This is a genomic window from Streptomyces sp. NPDC006529 (assembly GCF_040611795.1).
Classification (GTDB): domain Bacteria; phylum Actinomycetota; class Actinomycetes; order Streptomycetales; family Streptomycetaceae; genus Streptomyces.
In genome coordinates, this window is the sequence record NZ_JBEXPB010000010.1 from 1 (window position 1) to 19,695 (window position 19,695).

16 protein-coding genes are annotated in these 19,695 nt (G+C 73.2%); 11 read left to right on the forward strand and 5 right to left on the reverse strand.

Translation table 11 applies throughout. From position 1 onward, the window contains the following. Positions 1 to 153: 153 nt before the first annotated feature. The 3 genes from ABZY31_RS10610 to ABZY31_RS10620 all read right to left on the reverse strand — a co-directional run bounded on the left by ABZY31_RS10610 (position 154) and on the right by ABZY31_RS10620 (position 2,930). Positions 154 to 798: a ScbR family autoregulator-binding transcription factor gene (locus tag ABZY31_RS10610; RefSeq protein WP_356407299.1), complete on the reverse strand. Its 645-nt coding sequence runs from the start codon at positions 796 to 798 to the stop codon at positions 154 to 156. A 221-nt stretch (positions 799 to 1,019) separates the two neighbouring features. Beyond that, positions 1,020 to 1,796, reverse strand: a complete 777-nt coding sequence (locus tag ABZY31_RS10615) for a glucose 1-dehydrogenase (protein WP_356407302.1) — start codon at positions 1,794 to 1,796, stop codon at positions 1,020 to 1,022. Positions 1,797 to 1,919: 123 nt separating this feature from the next. Next, a complete protein-coding gene (locus ABZY31_RS10620) occupies positions 1,920 to 2,930 on the reverse strand; it encodes a ScbA/BarX family gamma-butyrolactone biosynthesis protein (protein ID WP_356407308.1) in 1,011 nt (336 codons plus the stop codon). A gap of 500 nt (positions 2,931 to 3,430) precedes the next feature. Between ABZY31_RS10620 and ABZY31_RS10625 the strand changes: the two genes are divergently transcribed. From ABZY31_RS10625 to ABZY31_RS10645, 5 genes are all read left to right on the forward strand, one after another. Then, complete coding sequence (locus ABZY31_RS10625; protein ID WP_356407311.1) at positions 3,431 to 4,669, forward strand: cytochrome P450; 1,239 nt, start codon at positions 3,431 to 3,433, stop codon at positions 4,667 to 4,669. 298 nt (positions 4,670 to 4,967) lie between these two features. Then, a complete protein-coding gene (locus ABZY31_RS10630; protein WP_356407314.1) occupies positions 4,968 to 5,681 on the forward strand; it encodes a ScbR family autoregulator-binding transcription factor in 714 nt (237 codons plus the stop codon). 207 nt (positions 5,682 to 5,888) lie between these two features. After that, a complete protein-coding gene (locus ABZY31_RS10635; RefSeq protein WP_356407317.1) occupies positions 5,889 to 6,590 on the forward strand; it encodes a ScbR family autoregulator-binding transcription factor in 702 nt (233 codons plus the stop codon). Between the two features lie 248 nt (positions 6,591 to 6,838). Continuing rightward, a complete protein-coding gene (locus ABZY31_RS10640; RefSeq protein WP_356407320.1) occupies positions 6,839 to 7,690 on the forward strand; it encodes an AfsR/SARP family transcriptional regulator in 852 nt (283 codons plus the stop codon). Between the two features lie 143 nt (positions 7,691 to 7,833). Beyond that, the gene (locus tag ABZY31_RS10645; RefSeq protein ID WP_356407323.1) at positions 7,834 to 8,598 is read left to right on the forward strand and encodes a ScbR family autoregulator-binding transcription factor; all 765 of its coding nucleotides are present in this window, start codon (positions 7,834 to 7,836) and stop codon (positions 8,596 to 8,598) included. Positions 8,599 to 8,631: 33 nt separating this feature from the next. Here ABZY31_RS10645 and ABZY31_RS10650 read toward each other — a convergent pair whose 3' ends face one another. Next, positions 8,632 to 9,504 (reverse strand): AfsR/SARP family transcriptional regulator, encoded by an 873-nt coding sequence (locus ABZY31_RS10650; RefSeq protein ID WP_356407326.1) that lies wholly within the window; start codon positions 9,502 to 9,504, stop codon positions 8,632 to 8,634. A 210-nt stretch (positions 9,505 to 9,714) separates the two neighbouring features. Between ABZY31_RS10650 and ABZY31_RS10655 the strand changes: the two genes are divergently transcribed. The 4 genes from ABZY31_RS10655 (at position 9,715) to ABZY31_RS10670 (ending at position 13,812) form a co-directional block, all read left to right on the forward strand. Continuing rightward, positions 9,715 to 10,569 carry an AfsR/SARP family transcriptional regulator gene (locus tag ABZY31_RS10655; RefSeq protein ID WP_356407328.1) on the forward strand — a complete coding sequence of 285 codons (855 nt, stop codon included), beginning with the start codon at positions 9,715 to 9,717 and terminating at the stop codon, positions 10,567 to 10,569. Positions 10,570 to 10,658: 89 nt separating this feature from the next. Next, on the forward strand, positions 10,659 to 11,918 hold the full coding sequence (locus tag ABZY31_RS10660; protein ID WP_356407330.1) for an epoxide hydrolase: 1,260 nt from the start codon (positions 10,659 to 10,661) through the stop codon (positions 11,916 to 11,918). Positions 11,919 to 12,050: 132 nt separating this feature from the next. Then, positions 12,051 to 13,271, forward strand: a complete 1,221-nt coding sequence (locus ABZY31_RS10665; protein WP_356407333.1) for an NAD(P)-dependent oxidoreductase — start codon at positions 12,051 to 12,053, stop codon at positions 13,269 to 13,271. Positions 13,272 to 13,287: 16 nt separating this feature from the next. Further along, positions 13,288 to 13,812, forward strand: coding sequence for a DinB family protein (locus ABZY31_RS10670; protein ID WP_356407336.1), 525 nt, complete (start codon positions 13,288 to 13,290; stop codon positions 13,810 to 13,812). 56 nt (positions 13,813 to 13,868) lie between these two features. Here ABZY31_RS10670 and ABZY31_RS10675 read toward each other — a convergent pair whose 3' ends face one another. Continuing rightward, the gene (locus ABZY31_RS10675) at positions 13,869 to 14,435 is read right to left on the reverse strand and encodes a flavoprotein (RefSeq protein ID WP_356407339.1); all 567 of its coding nucleotides are present in this window, start codon (positions 14,433 to 14,435) and stop codon (positions 13,869 to 13,871) included. Between the two features lie 283 nt (positions 14,436 to 14,718). Between ABZY31_RS10675 and ABZY31_RS10680 the strand changes: the two genes are divergently transcribed. Together ABZY31_RS10680 and ABZY31_RS10685 are read left to right on the forward strand one after the other, a co-directional pair. Then, positions 14,719 to 16,641 (forward strand): FAD-dependent monooxygenase, encoded by a 1,923-nt coding sequence (locus tag ABZY31_RS10680; RefSeq protein WP_356407342.1) that lies wholly within the window; start codon positions 14,719 to 14,721, stop codon positions 16,639 to 16,641. Between the two features lie 1,718 nt (positions 16,642 to 18,359). Beyond that, entirely contained in the window at positions 18,360 to 19,589 is a 1,230-nt protein-coding gene (locus ABZY31_RS10685) for a helix-turn-helix transcriptional regulator (RefSeq protein WP_356407345.1), read from the forward strand. Positions 19,590 to 19,695 lie beyond the last annotated feature (106 nt).

Here is a 19,695-nt window from a genome sequence, read left to right on the forward strand (position 1 = left end):
GGCGGGGGGGGGGGGGGGGCGGCCACCGCCCCGGGGCGCTCCCCCCCCCGCGGGGCCCCCCCCCCCGGGGGTCCGCCACGGCGTGTACGAGACCGCCCTGGAGGCGGCGTCAGCCGACGGGGACCGTCGGGGAGTCGGGGGCCGTGAGGCCCATCAGGCATCTCCTAGCGCGGCCCGGCACTCGGGTGAGCCCGCCGGGGCGAAGAGGGGGACGCGCGCGGCGGGCGTGATCCCGGGGAGGAGGAAGTTCCAGAGGTCGGTGACCCGGGCGTGCAGGTCCTCGCGCGAGGTCCGGACGTGGGAGGTGACCTGTACGCCGGTGAACGAGCCGATGAGGTAGGTCGCGACGTCGCGGGCGTCGAGATGCGGAAGGACGTCGCCGTGGTCCTGGGCGGGGCGCAGGCAGCGGTACGCGGTATCGATCCAGGCGTTGTACGGGGACGGGTCCGGGTCGGTGAACGAGCCGAACTCGATGACCAGGCGGATGCCGGCGCGGATGCGGACGTTGGTGCGCAGTGCGTGGGCCATCTGGTGGGACAGGTCGATGAGGGTCTGGAGACCGGGGTCGACGAGGGCGGGAACGGCCTCGGAGACCTGGAACTGCTCGTCCATCAGGGTGCGGGCGAGGGCTTCCTTGGACGGGAAGTGGAAGTACAGGGCGCCCTTGGTGACACCCGCGTGCTTGACGACGTCGCTGAGGCTGGTCGCGCCGAAGCCCGAGTGGTCGAAGGCGATGGCCGCTCCGTCGAGGATCGCCTGGCGGGTGATCTCGGCCCGTTCCTGCCTGGCCCTCGCCACGTGCGGTCTCCTCGGTCGGGGTGGGTGATGGTGCGGGGTCAATCTAGCGGGAGGGGGTTTAAGAAAACCAGTCGACCAGTACTTTTTAGCGGGCTGAGGGGGCTGGGATGTTAACGCCGTTAAGTGGAGGGAGGGCGTCCGGTTGTTAACGGCGTTAAGTGGAGAGTGCGGCTCCGGTTGTTAACGGCGTTAACGCGGGACGGCGTTAACGCCGTTAACGCTCAGCGCGTCGTCCAGCCGCCGTCGACCGAGAGAGTGGCGCCGACGACGAAGGAGGCGCGGTCGCTGCAGAGCCAGGCGGCGGACTCGGCGATCTCTTGCGGGGCCGCGATGCGGGGGAGCGGGGCCGACTGGAGGAGGATCTCCTCCATGGCGGGGTTCTGCTTCAGCCAGGCGTCGATCATCTCGCTGCGCGTGGAGCCCGGGGCGATGGCGTTGACGCGGATGCCGTGGGGGGCGTACTCGGCGGCAGCGGCCTTGGTCAGGCCCAGCACGGCGTGCTTCGACGCGATGTAAGCGGCGGTCACGGGGGTGGCGACGAGACCGGCGGTGCTGCTGTTGTTCACGATGGTGCCGCCGGTGCCGCCGGCGAGCATGGCGCGGATCTCCTGCCGCATGCAGTTCCAGACACCCCGGACGTTGGTGTCCATGACGCTGTCGTAGACATCCTCGTCGAGGAGGTGGAGGGGCTTGGGTTCGGCGCCGGTTCCCGCGTTGTTGAACGCCGCGTCCAGGGAACCGTGTGCGGTCACTGCGGCGGTGACCGCACGGGCCACGTCCTCTATGCGGGTCACGTCGCCCACGACGTACTGCGCCCGGTGACCGGCGCCGCGCAGTTCCTCGGTCAGTGCGGCCAGTTGGGGTTCGCGCCGGGCGATCAGGGTCACGGCCGCGCCTTCGCGGCAGAACACCCGGGCCGCGGCCGCGCCGATGCCCGCGCTGGCGCCGGTGATCAGCGCCGATTTCCCCGCCAGCAACAAGCTGTTACCCACCGTCACGAGCGTGACCGTAACACGATGTGATGGTCCCCGTAAGGCTTTTCAGAGGCGGTGGGAAGGCTGGACGGCGGGGTGCGATGACGCTCGGGTGCCTGGGGTCTGGGGCCGGTGGTGGCGGAAGGGTCAGAGGACGGAACCGGCGACGGCGGAGCCGGCGAGGGGGCGCGGGGCGGCGGCGGACCCGGTAACGGTGGAACGGAAGATCGTCCGGCCTTCCTGGTGACCCGTGACGTCGATGACCGTGGGGGTGCGGGGGGATGCCTCGATCCAGCAGGGGGTGTCCAGTTCGGCGTAGTGCTCGAATTCGGTGGACATCGCGGACGGGACGAAGCCGTCCTGCGGACGCAGCCCGCAGGCCGCCTGGCGGGCGGCCTCGACGAGGACCATGCCGGGGTGGTGGTCGTTCGCGTGCTCGAAGAGGATCGGGTGGTCGAGGTCCGGGCTCAGCAGCCAGCGGTCCGCGTCCTCGGTGGGCGCGAGGACCACGTCGAAGGGGAGCATCCGACCGGCGGAGGCGGCGGGTATCGGCGTACGCCGTTCCAGGGGCCGGGCCAGTCCGGTGCGGCCGCGGTCGCCGCGCAGCCGGCGGTAGGTGGCGGGGGCGACGCAGGTGAAGCGGGCGGTGCCGGTGGCGGCGAGGCGGCCCGCGCGGTGGATGTCGACCTGGAGGAAGCCGCTGAAGCGGTTGCCCTGCCAGCCGAAGTCCGTGCAGGTGGCGATCATCGCGAGCTCGCTGGGCCCGCGGCCGATGCGCAGCTGGTCGGGGTCGGAGGCGAAGTCCAGGCTCCAGAGCAGCACGTTGTGGCCGAGGGGGACGCCGTAGACGGCGTGGCAGAGGTAGAGGCCGACCTGGCGGACCGTCTCGCCGGCCTGGACCGGGTCATGTCTGGTCCCGTCGGCGCTGGTGAAGAAGGTATGGGCGCGGGGCCATTGCCCGGTGAGCGAGAAGGTGTCGGCGCCGATCAGGTCGCAGCCGGTCAGGAACACCTCGGCCAGCGAGGAGCGGTGGACGTACTCCCGGGGCACCGTGGTGGTCAGCTGGGGAGCCGGAACCTCGTTGCAGCGGGTCCACGGTGCTCCCGTCGGCTCCAGTGGGCGGATCGGAGGGTTCTTCCGGATCGTCAGCATCGTCATGGACCTCTCCACAGAGCCGTTTCGACGGATGGGATGGGCAGCGCACGCGAGACGCAAGATACGTACTCTCCGGTTTTGTTTGCAAGGTGCTCAGGGTGACCACATGTCGCTCGTATGCTGGTGCCAACTCCGCGGAAGGGTGGCTCACCGGCCCTCCAGGCGGGCCTCACCAGCGAATTTCCAGTCGGAAGACGGCTACTGGCGACGGCTGGGTTCCGCCCCAAGTGAGAGCTGGTCTTCCGGTCATATGCCCCGGTCCGGAGGGGTGTTGGGGCGTGCGGGCACCTGAGGGGAATTCAAGCCACTGTCGAGTGTAGGTCGACTGGCCCGGCTGTGCTGGCGCAGTTGCTGACGCGGGTGCCAGACTTGACTCCGCCACCACAGAGTTAGAAACCGGATGGGCGGTTTGGAATACGGGGGGTGGAGCACCCTGCGCACCCCGTTGCCAATGTGCCGTCAGCTCCTGGCCGATCCACCGCCGACCATCTGGAGAGCAACGCATGAACCGTCAGTGCCCCTACGTGCTCGACCCTTCGGGAGCGGACATCCACGCGGAGGCGGCGCACCTGCACCGGCGGGGAACGGCCACGCCGGTCGCCCTGCCGGGCGGCGTGACCGCGTGGGCGATCAGCGGGAGCGAGGCCATACGGCGGCTGCTGGTCGATCCGCGGGTGTCCAAGGACGCGTACCGGCACTGGCCGGCTTGGATCAACGGAGACGTCGGCGTCGAGTGGCCCCTGGCCATCTGGGTGTCCGTGCAGAACATGATCACCGCTTACGGGTCCGAGCACACCCGGCTGCGCAAGCCCGTCGTGGCCACCTTCACCGCGCGGCGGGTGGCCCGGATGCTGCCGAGGATCGAGCAGATCGCCGACGAGCTGCTCGACCGGCTGGCCGAACTGCCGCCGGGCGAGGTGGTGGACCTGCGGTCCGCGTTCGCGCACGACCTGCCGACCCGGATCGTCTTCGAGGTCTTCGGGATCCCGCAGCAGTCGTGGGCGCCGCTGCACAAGATCATCAAGGGCTTCTTCGACACGACGATCACCGTCGAGGACGCCCAGGCGAACGGCGAGCAGCTCTACGTCACCATGGCCGAGCTGCTCGCCCACCGGCGCGAGCACCCCGGTGACGACGTGACCACGGCCCTGATCGACACCCGGGACGAGGGGGACGGCTCCCGGCTGAGCGAGAAGGAGCTGATCGACAACCTGATCCTGCTCTTCACGGCGGGGTACGAGACCTCGGTGAACCTGATCTGCTCCGCGGTGTACGAACTGCTGCGCCACCCGGACCAGTTGGAGCACCTGCGGACCGGACGCGCCTCGTGGGAGGACGCGGTCGAGGAAACGCTGCGGCTGGAGCCGCCCGCGACGTACGCCCTGATGAGGTTCGCGGTGGAGGACATCGAGATGGAGGACGGGGTGGTGATCCCCCAGGGCGCGCCGCTGGTCATCTCGTTCGCGTCGGCCGGGCGGGACCCCGAGGTGCACGGGCCGGGGGCCGACCGGTTCGACGTCACCCGGGCCACCCGCAGGGAGCACCTGTCCTTCGGGTTCGGGACGCACCACTGCTTGGGGGCCTCGCTGGCGCGGCTGGAATGCGAAGTGGCGTTGAAGCGGCTCTTCGCGCGGTTCCCCGATCTCTCGCTGGCCGTCCGGCCCGGGGAACTGCGCAAAGTCGAGTCGTTCATTTCCAACGGGCTACAGGAGCTTCCGGTTCTGCTCGGCACGGCGCGCTAGCCGAGCCCGGCGCGGATCGGGCCGGCTCGGCCTGCCGATCCGGCCCGACCCGCGCCGACTTGACATAGACGTACCGGGCTCCGCCGTCCCGCGGGACGCGGCGCTCCGGGTCGTTGAGCGGTGCGACTGCGCGGCGCGGCAGGGGGAAGGCGCGGCGGCGCGGGAGGGCGGGCTACCGGATGATCAAGGCGGGCGGTCGTCTGCTTGATAAAATACGGACCTTCTGGTTGGTTTTAGCGGGGGTGGTGGATCCTGTACGCGGGACCAGCCTGAACCGACCCTGGACAACGGAGGCACCGTGGCACGACAGGAACGTGCGGTCCGTACGCGTCGCGCGATCTTGGAGGCGGCCGCTTCCGTCTTCGACGAGCGCGGCTACGACGCGGCCACCATCGCCGACATCCTCGCGCGGGCGGGCGTCACCAAAGGGGCGCTGTACTTCCACTTCGCCTCGAAACAGGAGTTGGCGCAGGGCGTGCTCGACGAGCAGTTCGGCGAGGCCGGGGTGCCGTCCAGGGAGAGCAAGCTCCAGGAACTCGTCGACGTGGCGATGCTGCTGGCACACCGGATGAAGATCGAACCGATGCTCAGCGCGGGGGCCAGGCTCTCGCTCGGCCCCGGCATGCGCGAGATCTTCGGCGGCGGATCGGTGCCGGGCTGGATCGAGTTCACCCGTGACCTGCTGGTCCAGGCGAAACAGCAGGGTGAACTGCTGCCGCACGTGGACCCCGCCGAGACCGCCTGGATCCTGTCGGCCTGCTGGACGGGCGCGCAGATCTACTCGCAGACCCTGAACGACCGCGACGACATCGAGGAGCGGGTGGCCTCGGTCTACCAGCACATCTACCCCAGCATCGCGACGCCCGCGATGCTGTCCCGGCTGGACATCGCACCGGACCGCGGGGCCCGGGTGGCAGTGGAGCTGGGGGCGTCCGCCGGGGCGGGCGAGTCGGAGGTACGGTCGGTGGCCGAGCCCGCGGGTGTGGGCGCCGGGTTCCCGGGCAGGCGGTAGGCCGGGACGTCGCGGTGGGCCGCTCCGCCGGCGGTCGTGGCCGACCGCGCGGCGACCCCGGGGCGGTCACCGCTCGCCCTCGGCTCCGGCGGCGCGCGAGCGCCGCTCCAGCAGGGACACCGACTGTGTCGGCTGAAGATCTTTTACTCCCTTGGACAAACCGCGAGGGCGGTTTGCGGAGACTCCATGGTCAAGCAGGAACGTGCCGTGCGCACGCGGGAAACCCTGGTGCGCTGCGCCGCGGAGGTGTTCGCCGAAGAGGGGTTCGTCACCGCGTCGATCTCCGCGATCAGCAAGCGGGCCGGGGTGAGCGCCGGCGGTCTGCACTTCCACTTCGAGAGCAAGACCGCCCTGGCGCAGGCCGTCGAGGACCGCGCGGTGGAGGCGCTGCGGCGGATCACGGCGGGGCGCCCGGGCGGCCCGGCGGCGGTGGCCGACAACGCCCTTCAGGTACTGGTGGATTCCACGCACGAGCTGATGGCCCTCCTCGCGGAGGACGTCGTCGTGCGGGCCGGATTCGGTCTGTGCGCGGACGTCTCGCGGGGCAGCGGAGTGGACCTGCGACGCCAGTGGCGCGTATGGGTGGACGAGGTGCTCCGGTCCGCGGCCCGCCAGGGCGCGCTCGCCGACGGGGTGCTGCCGCAGGACGCCGCGAGCGCGGTGGTGGCCTCGACGGTGGGCCTGGAAGTGCTGGGCGCCGACGAGCCCGACTGGGTCTCGCGCCGGACCCTCACCCGGTTCTGGAGCCTGATGCTGCCGCGGCTCGCGGCGCGGCGGGTGCTGGGGCAGCTGGTGGCCGAGGGGACCGGGGGGACGGGGGGGACCGGGGGGACCGGGGGGACCGGGGGGACCGGGGCCCGGGTGGTACGGGGCGCGGCCACCGGCAGTGGTGCGGGCGGCAGCCGCTGAAGCAGACCGCATGGTCTCCTTTGGGGCGCCAGATGACCTGCTTGTAGGCCCTGTTGAGGGGTGACCTAGGTCCACGGAACAACGCCCGGTGCGGTGGCCGACGTACAACTTCCCAGCTCAGACCGGGTTCTTGAGTGACAGTAGAGCGGCGCTGGGCTGTAAAACAGCGCAACCGGTTTGATATTGACAAACCGTCGGTCCTGTTTTCTACTGAGGATGCGACTCATCCAAGGACAGGGGAGTACGGCGTGGATATCGATGTACTGGGCGCACTGGCCGTGCGGGAGAACGGGATCTCCATCACGCCGACCGCCCCCAAGCCCCGGCAGGTCCTGGCGCTCCTCGCGCTCCATGCCGACCAGGTCGTGCCGGTGTCGGCGCTGATCGAGGAGCTGTGGGCGGGCGAACCGCCGCGCAGCGCACGGACCACCCTGCAGACGTACGTCCTGCAGTTACGCGCACTGATCGCGACGGCGCTGGAGCGGGACCCGGGCACGGACGGGGCCCCCGAGGGCGCCACCGGGGGCCGGACCGCGAAGGACGTCCTCGTGACGCTGCCCGGCGGTTACCTGCTCAACAGCAACGGCGGCACCAGCGACGTCCGCGAGTTCGACCGGCTGGCCGGGACCGGCTACCGCGCGATGGACGCCGGCGACTTCCCCGGCGCGGCGCGGCTGCTGCGCGAGGCCCTCGCCCTGTGGTCCGGGCCCGCCTTCGCCGACGTACAGGGCGGAGTCCAGCTCGACATGGAGACGCGGCGGCTGGAGGAGACCCGGCTGTGCGCCCTGGACCAGCGCATCGAGGCGGACCTGCGGCTGGGGCGCCACCGCGAACTGCTGGCCGAACTGACGGTGCTGGCGAGCCGCTACCGCACCCACGAGAACCTGCACGGGCAGTTCATGCTCGCCCTGCACCGCTCCGGCCGGCGCGGTGAGGCCCTGGACGTCTACCAGCGGCTGCGCGGCATGCTCGTGCGCGAACTGGGGCTCGAACCGTCCGCCGCGCTGCGCCGCTTGCAGCGCTCCATCCTCATGGCCGGCCCCGAGAGCCTCGCGGAAGCGACGGACGCGGGCGGCGGCGAGCGGCTCGTCCGCGTGTGATGCCGGGTGCGGGTGCCGGTGTGTACGCGGGTGCCGGTGCGGACGCGGGTGTGGCTCTGGCCGCGCGCGGCCGGACCGGTGGGCACGAGGACGTGAGGGCGAGTGCCGCGGCTCGGCTGCGCGGGACGAGAGGGGACGGCGCGGTGCAGGAGAGGTCGGAGCGGACCCGCAGGCGGCTCGTCGGCGCCGGGGCCGAATTGTTCCACCGCAACGGATACGCGAACGCGACCCTGGGCGACATCGCGGGCGCCGCGGGAGTGACCAAGGGGGCGCTGTACTTCCACTTCGCCTCCAAGGACGAACTGGCGGAGGCGGTCCAGCAGCGGGGCTGCGCGCTGCTGCACGACGCGGTGCGCGCGCTGCGCGAGGGCGGGGCCTCGCCGTTGCAGGCGCTGATCGACACCACGCACTGGATGGCCCGGATGCTGCACGAGGACCCGGCGATCCCGGCGAGCTTCCGGATCACCAAGGAGTGCGCGGGCCAGCAGCCGCCGGTGATCGACTTCCAGCGGACGTGGATGACCTCGGTGTGCACGCTGCTGCGGCAGGCCCGGGACACGGGCGAGCTGTGCGCGGAACGGCGCTGGGAGAGCGCGGAGTCGCTGGTGGCGGCCGCCGCGTGCGGGATCGAGGGCATGTCCGGAACCGGCATGCCGTACGGGGAGTTGCAGCGCAAGGTGACGGCGCTGTGGGCGCTGCTGCTGCCGAGCGTGGTGGCCGCCGGGCGCGAAGCGGAGTACCGGACGCGGGCGGCCGTGCCGCTGTGGGCCGGGGTGGTGTCCGAGGCGGAGGGGGTGCCCGAGGCGGAAGGGGCGGAGGCCGGATCCGGGGCCGTGGCCGATTCCTTGTCGGGTGCGGGTGCGGGTGCGGGTGCGGGTGCGGGTGCCGGCGCTGGTTTATCGTCCTGAGATCGCCGGGTTCACCTGGATTTCCGGCTGCGGTTATCCGGCGAATGCTCCAGGGGAATTCAGGCAGCGTGTGAGTTCCTCCACGCGGGCGCTGAGCCGGGCTATTTCGCCGCCGAGGTCGAGCAGTGCCGCGGCCGTGCCGTAAGCGGGGTTCTCGGCGGGGCCTTCGAGGATTTCCGCTACCCGCGCGCGCAGGGCCGGGCCGGGTTCCACGCCCAGCTCGGCGCGCAGCCGGTGGCGCGCGCGGTCGTAGACGCCCAGGGCCTCCGCCCGGCGGCCGCCGCGGCACAGGGCCACCATCAGCAGGTCGTAGAGCCGTTCCCGGGTCGGGTGGTCGGCGGTGAGGCGCTCCAGCTCGCGGGCCAGCGCCCCGTGGTCCGCCTGCGGCCGGGTCAGGCAGGCCTCGTACAGGGCCTCCTGTGTGGTCAGGCGCAGCTCGGCCAGACGGTCCGCTTCCGCCGCGCAGAGCCGGCCGCCGGACGCGCCCTCCAGGGGTGCGCCGCGCCACCGGGCCAGGGAGCGGCGTAGCAGGTCGGCGGCGCGTACCGGGTCGGTGGGGAGGGTCGCGCGGCCTTCGGCGGAGAGCCGCTCGAAGGTGTCCGCGTCGGTGCCGCAGGCGGTGCCGCGCAGCCGGTAGCCCGCGGGGCCCGTGGCGATGTGGTCGCGGCCGTCGACGGCGTGCAGGGAGCGGCGGAGCCGGCCGATGTGGGCCTGGAGGGCGCCGGTGGCGGCCGCGGGCGGGGCGTCGCCCCACAGCTCGTCGATGAGCCGGTCGGCGGAGAGGACCCGGCCGCGGTGCACGGCGAGCGCGCCCAGCAGCGCGCGCTGTTTGGCTCCGGAGGGAGCGCTGCGGGCGCCCGTTCGCGGATCGAGCGCTTCCACCGGGCCGAGGAGAAGGAATTCCATGACGGTGGCGATCCCCCTTCGTACGTCATTTCGTACGCCTTCGAGCGGAATCTAGCAGCTGTCCGAAAGGCTGTGCGCACCGCGCGTGGAGAGGGCCTCGAAAGGGACTTGAGGATGCGGTGACATCGCGTGGGGCGCGGCTATCTTTCGGGAGTCGAAGGCCGGAAGATGGCCGAAAACGAGGTAGCTCGACGACGTGCGGAGGAGACCGTGAAGTTTCGGGTTCTGGGTCCGTTGAGTGCCGAGGTCAACGGGGGCTCCATCGTTCCGACAGCGCGCAAACCGCGGCAGATCCTGACGCTCCTCGCCCTGTATCCGGGGCGGGTGATGCCGGTCCCGACCCTCATGGAGGAGATCTGGGGCACGGAACTGCCGCAGAGCGCGCTGACCACGCTGCAGACCTACATACTCCAGCTGCGCCGAAGACTCGGCACCGCGATGGGCCCCGGCGGCCCCGGCGGGCCGGGGGGCGGGCCGGACGGCGCGGGCGGTGGTGCCAAGGACGTTCTGGCCACGCGGCACGGGGGGTACCTGCTCCAGATACCACCGGAGTGCGTGGACGTGTTCGAGTACGAGAACCTGGTCTCCGGAGGGCACGCCGCCTTCGAGGCCGGGGACGACGAGAGCGCGGCGGCGCAGCTGCGCAAGGCGCTGGCGCTGTGGCAGGGGCCGGCCCTGGTCGACGTACGGGTGGGGCCGATCCTGGAGATCGAGGTGATGCGGCTGGAGGAGTCCCGGCTGGTCACCATGGAGCGGCGGATCGACGTCGACCTGCGGCTCGGCCGGCACGGTGAACTGCTCGCGGAGCTGGCGGAGATGATCGCCCGGCATCCGCAGCACGAGGGGCTGCACTCGCAGGCGATGGTGGCGCTGTACCGGTCGGGGCGGCAGGCGAGCGCGCTGGACGTCTACCGGCGGCTGCGCACCCGGCTGATCGAGGACCTGGGCGTGGAGCCGTCGCCGCCGTTGCAGCGGCTGCACCAGGCGATGCTGACGGTGGATCCCGCGCTGGACGTGGTGGCGGGGCCGAAGCGGGGGTCGACCTTCGACCTCTACGCCGCCTGAGGCGGGGCGCGGCGGGGCGCCCGCGTGCGCAGGGGTGAGCGCAGCGGGCCGGGGCCGGCGTTTCCGGCCGGTGGTTAGCATTCCGGTGCATGGACCATGATTTTCTTACGAGCGCCGGGGCCGGTAGTGGCGCGGGCGGGGCCGGGCTGCGGCCGTTCCGGCTGGACGTGCCGCAGCGGGAGCTGGACGACCTCGCGGAGCGCCTCGACCGGACCCGGTGGCCCAGCGAACTGCCGGGCGTGGGCTGGGACTACGGGGTTCCGGGGGACCACCTGCGGGAGCTGGCCGGGTACTGGCGCCACGGCTACGACTGGCGGGCAGCCGAGGCCCGGCTGAACGCTTGGCCGCAGTTCACCACCGTCATCGACGGGGCGCGGGTGCACTTCGCCCAGATCCGCTCGCCCGAGCCGGACGCGACGCCGCTGCTGATGACGCACGGCTGGCCGGGGTCGGTCGTCGAGTTCGAGCGGGTGGCCGGGCCGCTCACCGATCCGCGGGCGCACGGCGGGGATCCGCGTGACGCGTTCCACCTGGTGCTGCCGAGCATTCCCGGCTTCGGGCTGTCCGGGCCCACGACCGGGACCGGGTGGGAGTTCAAGCGGGTCGCGCGGGCGTTCGCCGTACTGATGGAACGGCTCGGGTACGCCCGGTACGGGGTCCAGGGCGGCGACTGGGGAGCCGCGATCTCCCGGGAGCTGGGCCGGATCCGGCCGGAGCAGGTCATCGGCGTCCACCTGAACCTGCTGCCCGGGGCGGGAGCCGTCACCGCGCCGACGGAGGGCGAACTGGCCGGGCTGGACCCGGCCGAGCGGGAGCGGACGGCGGCCTCCTGGGAGCGCTACCGGGTGTGGGCGCGGGAACGGCAGGGGTACGCCGACATCCAGGCGACCCGACCGCAGACCCTGGCGTACGGGCTGAACGATTCGCCGGTGGGCCTGCTGGCCTGGATCGGCGAGAAGTTCGTCGAGTGGACGGACCCGCGATGCCCGGTGGACCGGGACCAGGTGCTGACGAACGTGATGCTCTACTGGCTCACCGGAACCGCCGGCTCGGCGGCCCGCCTCTACTACGAGCGGGCGCACGCGGCGTACTACGGCGAGCCCCCGGAGCCGTCGGCGACGCCGACCGCCCTCGCCGACTTCCCGCGCGACAACTTCATTCCCTTGCGCCACATCGCGGCGCGGACGGACCGCATCGTGCGGTGGACCTCCTACGACCGGGGCGGTCACTTCCCGGCGATGGAGGTGCCGGATCTGCTGGTGGGGGACGTACGGGCGTTCTTCCGGGCGCTGGGGGACCGGCCGGGCGGGGGCAGCGGCGCCGCGGGCCGGGAGGGGGCCGCGGAGTAGGGCGCCGATGCCCGAAGGCGGTATATGCCAACCCTGCCGAACGCCTGCGCGAACGGAGAACGCCCTCATAACATAAAGGGCGTTCTCTTTTTTTCTGGGGACGCGGCCGGTCGGTCAGTCGGGGGTGGCGTGATGATCGTGATCAGCGGGGGAACCGGGTTCGTGGGCTCGGCGGTGGTGCGCAGACTCCTGGGCGAGGGGGCGCCGGTGCGCGTCCTCTCGCGCGGCGGGCGCGCGCGGGCGGGGGAGGTGTGCGGGGATCTGGGGGATCCGGCTTCCCTGCGGGGGCTGTGCGACGGAGCGACGGTCCTGCTCTCGCTCGCCTCGTACGTCGGCGGGGACGAGCGGCGCTGCGACTCCGTCAACGTCCGCGGTACCTCGGCCCTGATGGCGGAGGCGCGGCGGGCCGGAGTGCCGCGCATCGTGCACCTCTCCACTTGTGCGGTGTACGGGCCAGGGCCGCACCGGGGCGCGGGCGTGGGCGAGTTGGCCCCCGCGCCCGTGTCGGCCGCCAGCCGCAGCCGGCTCGCGGGGGAGGCCTCGGTGCTCGCGGTGGGCGGAACGGTGCTGCGGGCTCCGCTGGTGACCGGATACGGGGACCGGTGGGCGGTGCCGGCGCTGGTGGACGCCTTCCGGCGGGTGCCCGCGGGCTGGGGCGGGGGGAGTGGACTCGCCTCGTTCGTGGATGTCATGGACCTGGCACGTTTGGTGGCCGCCCTGGCGGTGACCCCGCGGGCGGTGCCGGCCGGGGTGCTGCACGCCGGGCATCCCGAACCGGTGCGCAACGGCGCGCTGATGGAGGCGCTGGCGGCGTACGGGGTGCTGCCACACGCGCCGGACGCGGGCGGGTCGCTGGCGTGGGAGGACTGCCTGGCGGGGCTGCGAGCGCGGCCGGGGTGGGTGAGCGAGCGCCAGTTCTCGCTGCTGGCCGGGGACATGTGGTACCGCAGTGACCGGGCCTGGGAGCTGGCCGGGATCGATCCCGGCCCCGGGCCGCTGGGGCGGCTGGGGGTGGCCGCGGGGTGGTACCGGGCGCGCGGCGGGGTCTCGCCGGAGGGTGTGGCGGGGGTGCGGCCCTCGCCGTGGAAGGCGCCGGTGGTCGGGGTGGTGGCCGGGGCGGTGTCCGTGGGGGCGGGGGGTTCGGCGTCGGTGCGGGTGGGGGACCCGGTTTCTGTGCGGGCGGGTGGTTCGGCGTCCGGGCTGGTGCCCGGGCAGCGGCGCGGGGGGTGGCGGGCCGTGCCGGCGGGCGTGGAGGCGGGGGCGGGGGCCGGGGTCGGGGTCGGGGTCGGGGCGGGGGCCGGCGTACGGGGCGGCGTCCAGCAGGTGGAAATCCGGGCGGGGGCGCTCGCGTAACCGGCATGATCATCCGATGCTCGACGAACAGCGAACCCTTCCGGTCCAGGTGGGCGACGAACGCGCCACGCTCACCAGCATCCTCCAGTACCAGCGCGACACCCTGATGATGAAGTGCGCGGGCCTGACCGCCGAACAACTGCGATCCCAGGCCCTGCCGAGCACCTCGCTCACCCTGCTCGGGCTCGTCCGGCACCTGGCCGAGGTCGAGCGGGGGTGGTTCCGCAACGTCGTGGGCGGCGAGGACGTGCGGGGCTACTGGCCGCGCGACGCCGCCGGGCGGCCGACGGAGTGGGAGGTCGCGGACGCGGACCCGCAGGAGGCCTTCGCGACGTGGGAACGGACGTGTGAACTCTCCCGGGCGATCGTCGATGCGGCCGCGTCCCTCGACGTCACCGGCCGGTACGTGGACGAGGCGCGCGGGATCGACGAGACGTACTCCCTGCACTACGTCCTGACCCACATGATCGAGGAGTACGCCCGCCACAACGGCCACGCCGACCTGCTGCGCGAGGCGATCGACGGGGCGACCGGGGAGTAGGGGGAGCGGGGGGAATTTGGGGGCGGGGGGCAGGTGGGGGTGCCGGCGCGGTGGCCTCAGGCGGCCGCGCCGCCTTGGGCGGCGACGCGGCGGTCCACGGCGTCCAGGGCTGCGGCCCAGGGGAAGTGGTCGGGGGCGTCCGGGCCCGCCGGGCCGGGGATGAAACCGCCCTCCCCGTAGAGGAATTCGACGCCCGCTCCGCGCAGGACGGCCACGCTCTGGTCGAACTGCGGGTGGGCGGCCAGGGCGGCGTTCAGGCACGGCACGGCGACGACGGGCTTGCCCTGGCCGACCGCCTCGGCGGCCGAACCGGCCACGAAACGGTCGGTGAGGCCGAGGGCCCAGGCGTTGACCGAGTTGAAGGTGGCGGGGGCGAAGAGCAGGGCGTCCGCGGCGGGCCAGACGTCCGGCTCGCCGGGCAGCTTGTACTGCCAGCGCACGGCGTGCCCGGTCAGCGCCGCCAGCCCGTCGAGGCTCCCGGCCACCCAGTGGGCGGCGGTGGGGGTCAGGCCGAGGCACACGTCCCAGCCGCGCGCCTGCGCGTCTTCGATCACGTGGGCCACGTCGAAGACGGGCGGGGCGGCGGAGCAGAAGAGGTAGAGGGTCCTTGGGGTCGTCTTCATATGATCATGGGATCACATCTGCGTGGCGGGGGACGACCCGCGGGGGTGGGTGACCCGTGGGTGTCTGCAGGGTGGGGGCTGGTTGAGTTGGGACGGCCTGTTTGGCGCCGGCTGTCGGGGGGCCGGTGGGGGTGCGGACTCCAGGGGGTGTCCGGCGGTTCGCGAGCGGCGGCGTCGAGGATGGAACGCCGTGAATACGCCCGCAGCACTGGTGCGCCCGCGCGGACCGGGTGCGCCACCGACGCGGAAGCGGGTCGACGGCCCACGGGGAGGGGGCGGCGTCATGCCGCGAAGCAGTGGAACGGGCGCACGGGTAGGCGTACGAGTGGGCGTACGGGTACTGATCGTCGGAGCCGGGCCGGTGGGACTGACCGCCGCGCACGAACTGGCCCGCAGGGGAATTCCGGTCCGGGTGGTCGACGCGGCACCCGGGCCGCGGCGTGCGGGGGGCGGCGGGCGCGGGGCCGGGGTGGTCGTGGTGCATCCGCGGACCCTGGAGGTCTTCGACCAGATGGGCGTGGTGGGTCCCCTACTGGAACAGGGCCGCCGCAACCGGGCGTTCACGATGACCGCGGGCGGCGGCCGGTCGCTGCGGCTCGACGCCGCGCACGCCTCGGCGCCCACGCGCTACCCCTGTGCGCTCGTCATCGAGCAGGCCCGTACCGAGGGCGTGCTGCGCAAGGCCGTCGCGCGGCTCGGGGTGCGGGTGGAGTGGGGGGTGCGGCTGACCTCCTTCGACCAGGACGAGGACGGCGTACGGGCGTACCTGGAGCACCCGGGCGGGCGGCGGGAGGTCTGCGCCGTGCCCTGGCTGGTCGGGTGCGACGGAGCGCGGAGCACGGTTCGGGCGCGATTGCGGCTGCCGGAGGCGGTCGGGGCGCACGAGACGTGGGAGGTGGCGGACGCGGCGGTGTGCTGGGCGGGGAGCGGGGACGCGGGCGCGGCGGGGGAGTCGGAGGAGGAGTCGGAGGGGGAGGGGTCGGGCGGGGGGTCGGCGGGGGTGCCGGGGGGCGGGTCGGCGGCTGCCGGGTGGGGCGGGCCGGTGCAGGACGGTGTGCACTGGGTGCACACCGGTGGGCAGGTGCTGCTGATGCTTCCCCACCGGCGCGCCGGGTACTGGCGGCTGCTGGACTCGGCACCCGCCGACCGGGCCCGGGACGGGCGCCCGGTGGAACTGCGGCTGGCCGCGAAACTGTCGGCCGGGCTGGGGCGCGAGGTCCGGGTGGGCGCGCCGCTGTGGAGCGCCGTGCAGACCTTCCGGGTGTCGGTCGCCACGCGGATGGGGCAGGGGCGGTGCTTCGTCGCGGGGGACGCGGCGCACGTGTACGGGCCCGCGTCCGGGCACGGGCTGAACACCGGGGTGCAGGACGCGTACAACCTGGCGTGGAAACTGGCCATGGTCGAACAGGGCTGGGTGGGGCGGGAGTTGCTGGGGACGTACGAGGAGGAGCGGGTGCCGGTGGCGCGAGCGCTGCTCGGGGCGGCAGGGCGGGCAGGGGGTTGGCGGACTGCGGCGTGGCTGACGGGGGCTTGGCGGACTGAGGCTTGGCGGACTGAGGCGTTGGCGCAGGTCACGAATGCCTTGGCGGGGGTGGCGTTGCCGGCTGTTGTGGGTGTGGTGGGTGGCGTGGGTGTGGGTGTGGGTGCCGTGCGGGGGGTTGGGGGCGGGGGTGGTCGTGGGTTGTTGCAGCGGGTTATTGGGCGGCGGGTGCTGGGGGAGCTGGTGGGGGGCCTCCTTGGTGGGGTGGGTGGTGGTGTGGGGGGCGCTGGTGCGGGTGGTGGTGGTGTGAGTGGTGGTGGCGTGAGTGGTGGTGTGGCGGGGCTTGGGCCTTCGTATGGGGGGCGGCCCGGGGGGCTGGGCGGCGGTGCGCGGGTCTTCGCGGAGGGGCTTCGGGGGGAACTGCGGGATGTGCGGTGGTCGTTGCTGTACGTACCGGAGGGCACGGGTGAGGCCGCTGAGGTGGCGCGGGCGGCGGCGGCCCGGCATGCGGGGTGGTTGTCGGTGCGGGCGGTGGTGGGGGAGGGGTGGTCGCGGGGGGTGGGGATGGGTGCGGGTGTGGCGCGGCGGGTGGGTTTGGGGTCCGGGCCGGGGCCGAGGGTGTTGGTGGATCCCGGTGGGGGTTGCGGGGGGCGTTGGGGCTGGCGGCGGGGGGCTGGCTGTTGGTCCGGCCGGACGGGTATGCGGCGGGGGGTGGGCGTGAGCTGACGGAGGGGGAGTTGGCGGGGGCCGTTGCTCCGCTGGGGGTGTTGGGGGATGGGGGCGGTGCCGGTGGTGGGGCTGGTGCCGGTGGGGCCGGTGGGGCCGGTGGGGCGGGGGCTGTGGTGGGTGGCGGGGGTCGGGTCGGGGAAGTGGGTGCCGGGGCGGGTACCGGGGGTGCGGTTGCGGCGGTGCCGGGCTTGGGGCGCGAGGCTTCGGGGGGCTCCGGGGATTCCGGGGATTCCGGGGGTTCGGCGAGGGGTGGGGTGCGGAGGGTCGGGTGAGGTGGTCGTCGGTGGCAAAGGGGGGCGGGGTGGGAGGCTGGGAGTGGGTCCAGGTGGGCTGGGGGATTGCTTGAGGTGGGGGCTGGGGGTGGCGGTGGTGTTGCCTCCGGCGGCGCCTCAAACGCCGGCGGGGCTGTGATTGCTGGCTGGGCCGGGTGGCTCGGCTGAACCGAAGGGTCTGGGGCGCCCATGGGGCGGAGCCGCCGGGGGCTGGGCCGAGCGGCCCGGGGCTGGGGGCCGAGAGACTTGGGGGCTGGGGAGGCCCTGGAAGCTTGACGGGACCGAGGGGACCGAGGGGACCGAGGGAGTTCGGTGAGTCCGAGTCGGCCCTGGGGTTCGGGGTTCGGGGGTTCGTTCAGGAGCGTGCGGGTTGGTGGGGCCTCTGGCGGCGCCTCAAACGCCGGCGGGGCTGGAATTGCTCGCTGGGCCGGGTGGCCCGGTTGAACCGAAAGGTCTGGGGGCCCATCGGCCGAACGGCCCGGGAGTTGGGCCGAGCGGCCCGGGGGCTGGGGGTCGAGAGGGCTTGGGGGCTGGGGAGGCCCTGGGAACTTGAGAAGGGCCAACGGTGCGAGGGAGTTCGGCGAGTCCGAGTCGGCCCTGGGGTTTGGGAGTCGGGGGGTTCGTTCAGGGGGTGCGGGTTGGTGGGGCCTCTGGCGGCGCCTCAAACGCCGGCGGGGCTGGAATTGCTCGCTGGGGCGGGTGGCCCGGCTGAACCGAAAGGCCTGGGGGCCCATCGGCCGAGCGGCCCGGGGGCCGGGGCCGAGAGGGCTTGGGGCTGGGAGGCCCTGGAAGCTTGAGGGGGGCCGAGGGGGCGAGGGAGTTCGGTGAGTCGAGTCGGCCTGGGGTTCGGGGGCCGGGGTTCGTTCAGGGGGTGCGGGTGGGTGGGGCCTCAAACGCCGGCGGGGCTGGAGTTGTTGGTTCTGCTTGGCGAGGGTGTGTACTGGCTGCTTCAGTAGGCGGCGGTCCTCGGACGCGACCGCTGTTTCGTGATCGTCGGCTTCCGGCTGCGCACGGGACGCATGGGTTCCGGCGATTCGGATCAGCAGCGGCACGGCGCCTCCGTCGCCGGCCGTGCGGCGTCAGCGTTTGGGCCAGCCGATGTCGTCGTCCGACTGGAGGTCCTGGGGCGGGTCGACGGGGTCGTCTGCGATGTGCGGAAAGGCGGCAGCCGGAACGGCCGCGCGTGGTGCGCACACCGATGGCCTCATCATCGACCCCCAGGCGTCGGAAAAGAGCAGGTCCCGGCCGGGTGCGGGGCCGGGTTCTGGAGAGTCTGCCTCGATCCGCTGGAGGAACGCTCGAGGAACGGAAGACCTCCGGGAGAGGTCGGGACGAGAGAAGCCGCCCCGATGTGGCAAAGGTTTGCCCGCGTGTTGCCAGGCGGCCTACGCTCGGTGCGGTTCTCCCGGCGACTCTCCTGCCCCGCTCACCCCAGGGATGCTCATGCTGCGACAGCCCGCGTTCGGACACCGCCTGAAGAAGTTGAGGACGGCTCGGGGCCTGTCCCAGACGGCGCTCGCCGGGGAGGGCATGTCCACCGGTTACCTCTCCCGCCTCGAATCCGGCGCGCGCCAGCCCACCGAGCGGGCCGTCGCCTACCTCGCGGGCCGACTCGGCCTGGAACCCGCGGACTTCGAGGAACCCGCCACCGGATCCCTGGCCCACGCGCTCACCCTCGCCGCCTCCACCGGCTCCGGCGACGCCATCGAGGAGCTGCGCCAGGCCCTGGCCGCCGAGGCCCACGAGAATCCCGTACTGCGCTGGCAGGCGCTGTGGCTGCTCGCCCAGGCCGACCGGCTCCAGGGCGACCACGCCGGCGAGCGCGAACGGCTCGGCCGGCTCGTCGCCCTCGGCGACGAGGTCGGCGTCACCGAGCTGCGCGTGCGCGGGCTGACCCGGCTCGCCCGCTGCCTGCGGTCCCTCGGCGACATCACCCCGGCCCTCGACGCCGCCGTCGAGGCCCACCGCCTCGCGCTCGGCGAGAAACTGGGTGTGGAGGACCGTGCCACGGCCCTGCTCGCACTGATCTCCGTCCAGGCCGAGGCCGGCCGCATCGGCGAGGCGCGGGCGCACGCCGACGAACTGACCGCGCTGGTGGAGGGACGTACGGACGCCCTCTGGGCGGAGGCCATGTGGACGGCCGCCGCCGTCCGGATGCGCCAGGGCGACTACCCCGGCGCCCAGGCCTGCCTGGAGGACGCGCTCGAACGCTTCAGCAGTCAGGAGGACCTGGTGCTGTGGCTCCGGCTGCGCCTGGCCGCCGGCCGGCTCCACCTGCAACGGCTGCCCGCCGACCCCGAGCAGGCCCAGCGCCGGGCCGCCGAGGCGGAGGCCGCCCTCGCCTTCGTCGGCACCCCCGCGCTGCGCCAGGACCTGACCGCGCTCAAGGCCGACCTGGCCTTCGCCACCGCCCGCTACGACGACGCGCGCGCCCTCCTCGGCGAACTGGCGGGGGACGCGCCGAGGATGACGTACCGCGACCAGGTCCGGCTGGAGATGCTCCGCCACCAGCTGCTGATACTCGGCGGGGACCCGGCCGGCATCCAGGGCCTGCGCACTCTGGCCCAGCAGGCCCAGGAGGACGCCAACATCGACCTGGCCGCCGAGATCTGGCGGATGCTGGCCGATGCGCTGGCCGAGAGCGGCCGGGTGGGGCGGGCCGCCTCCGCCTGAGCGGGCCCCGTGCGCGGGGCCCCTCCTCCGCCCGGGCGGGGCACTCCGGTCCGTCCGCTTGAGGGAGGTTCGAGCGGCGGTGTGCATCCTGGAGGGCACCCGCAGA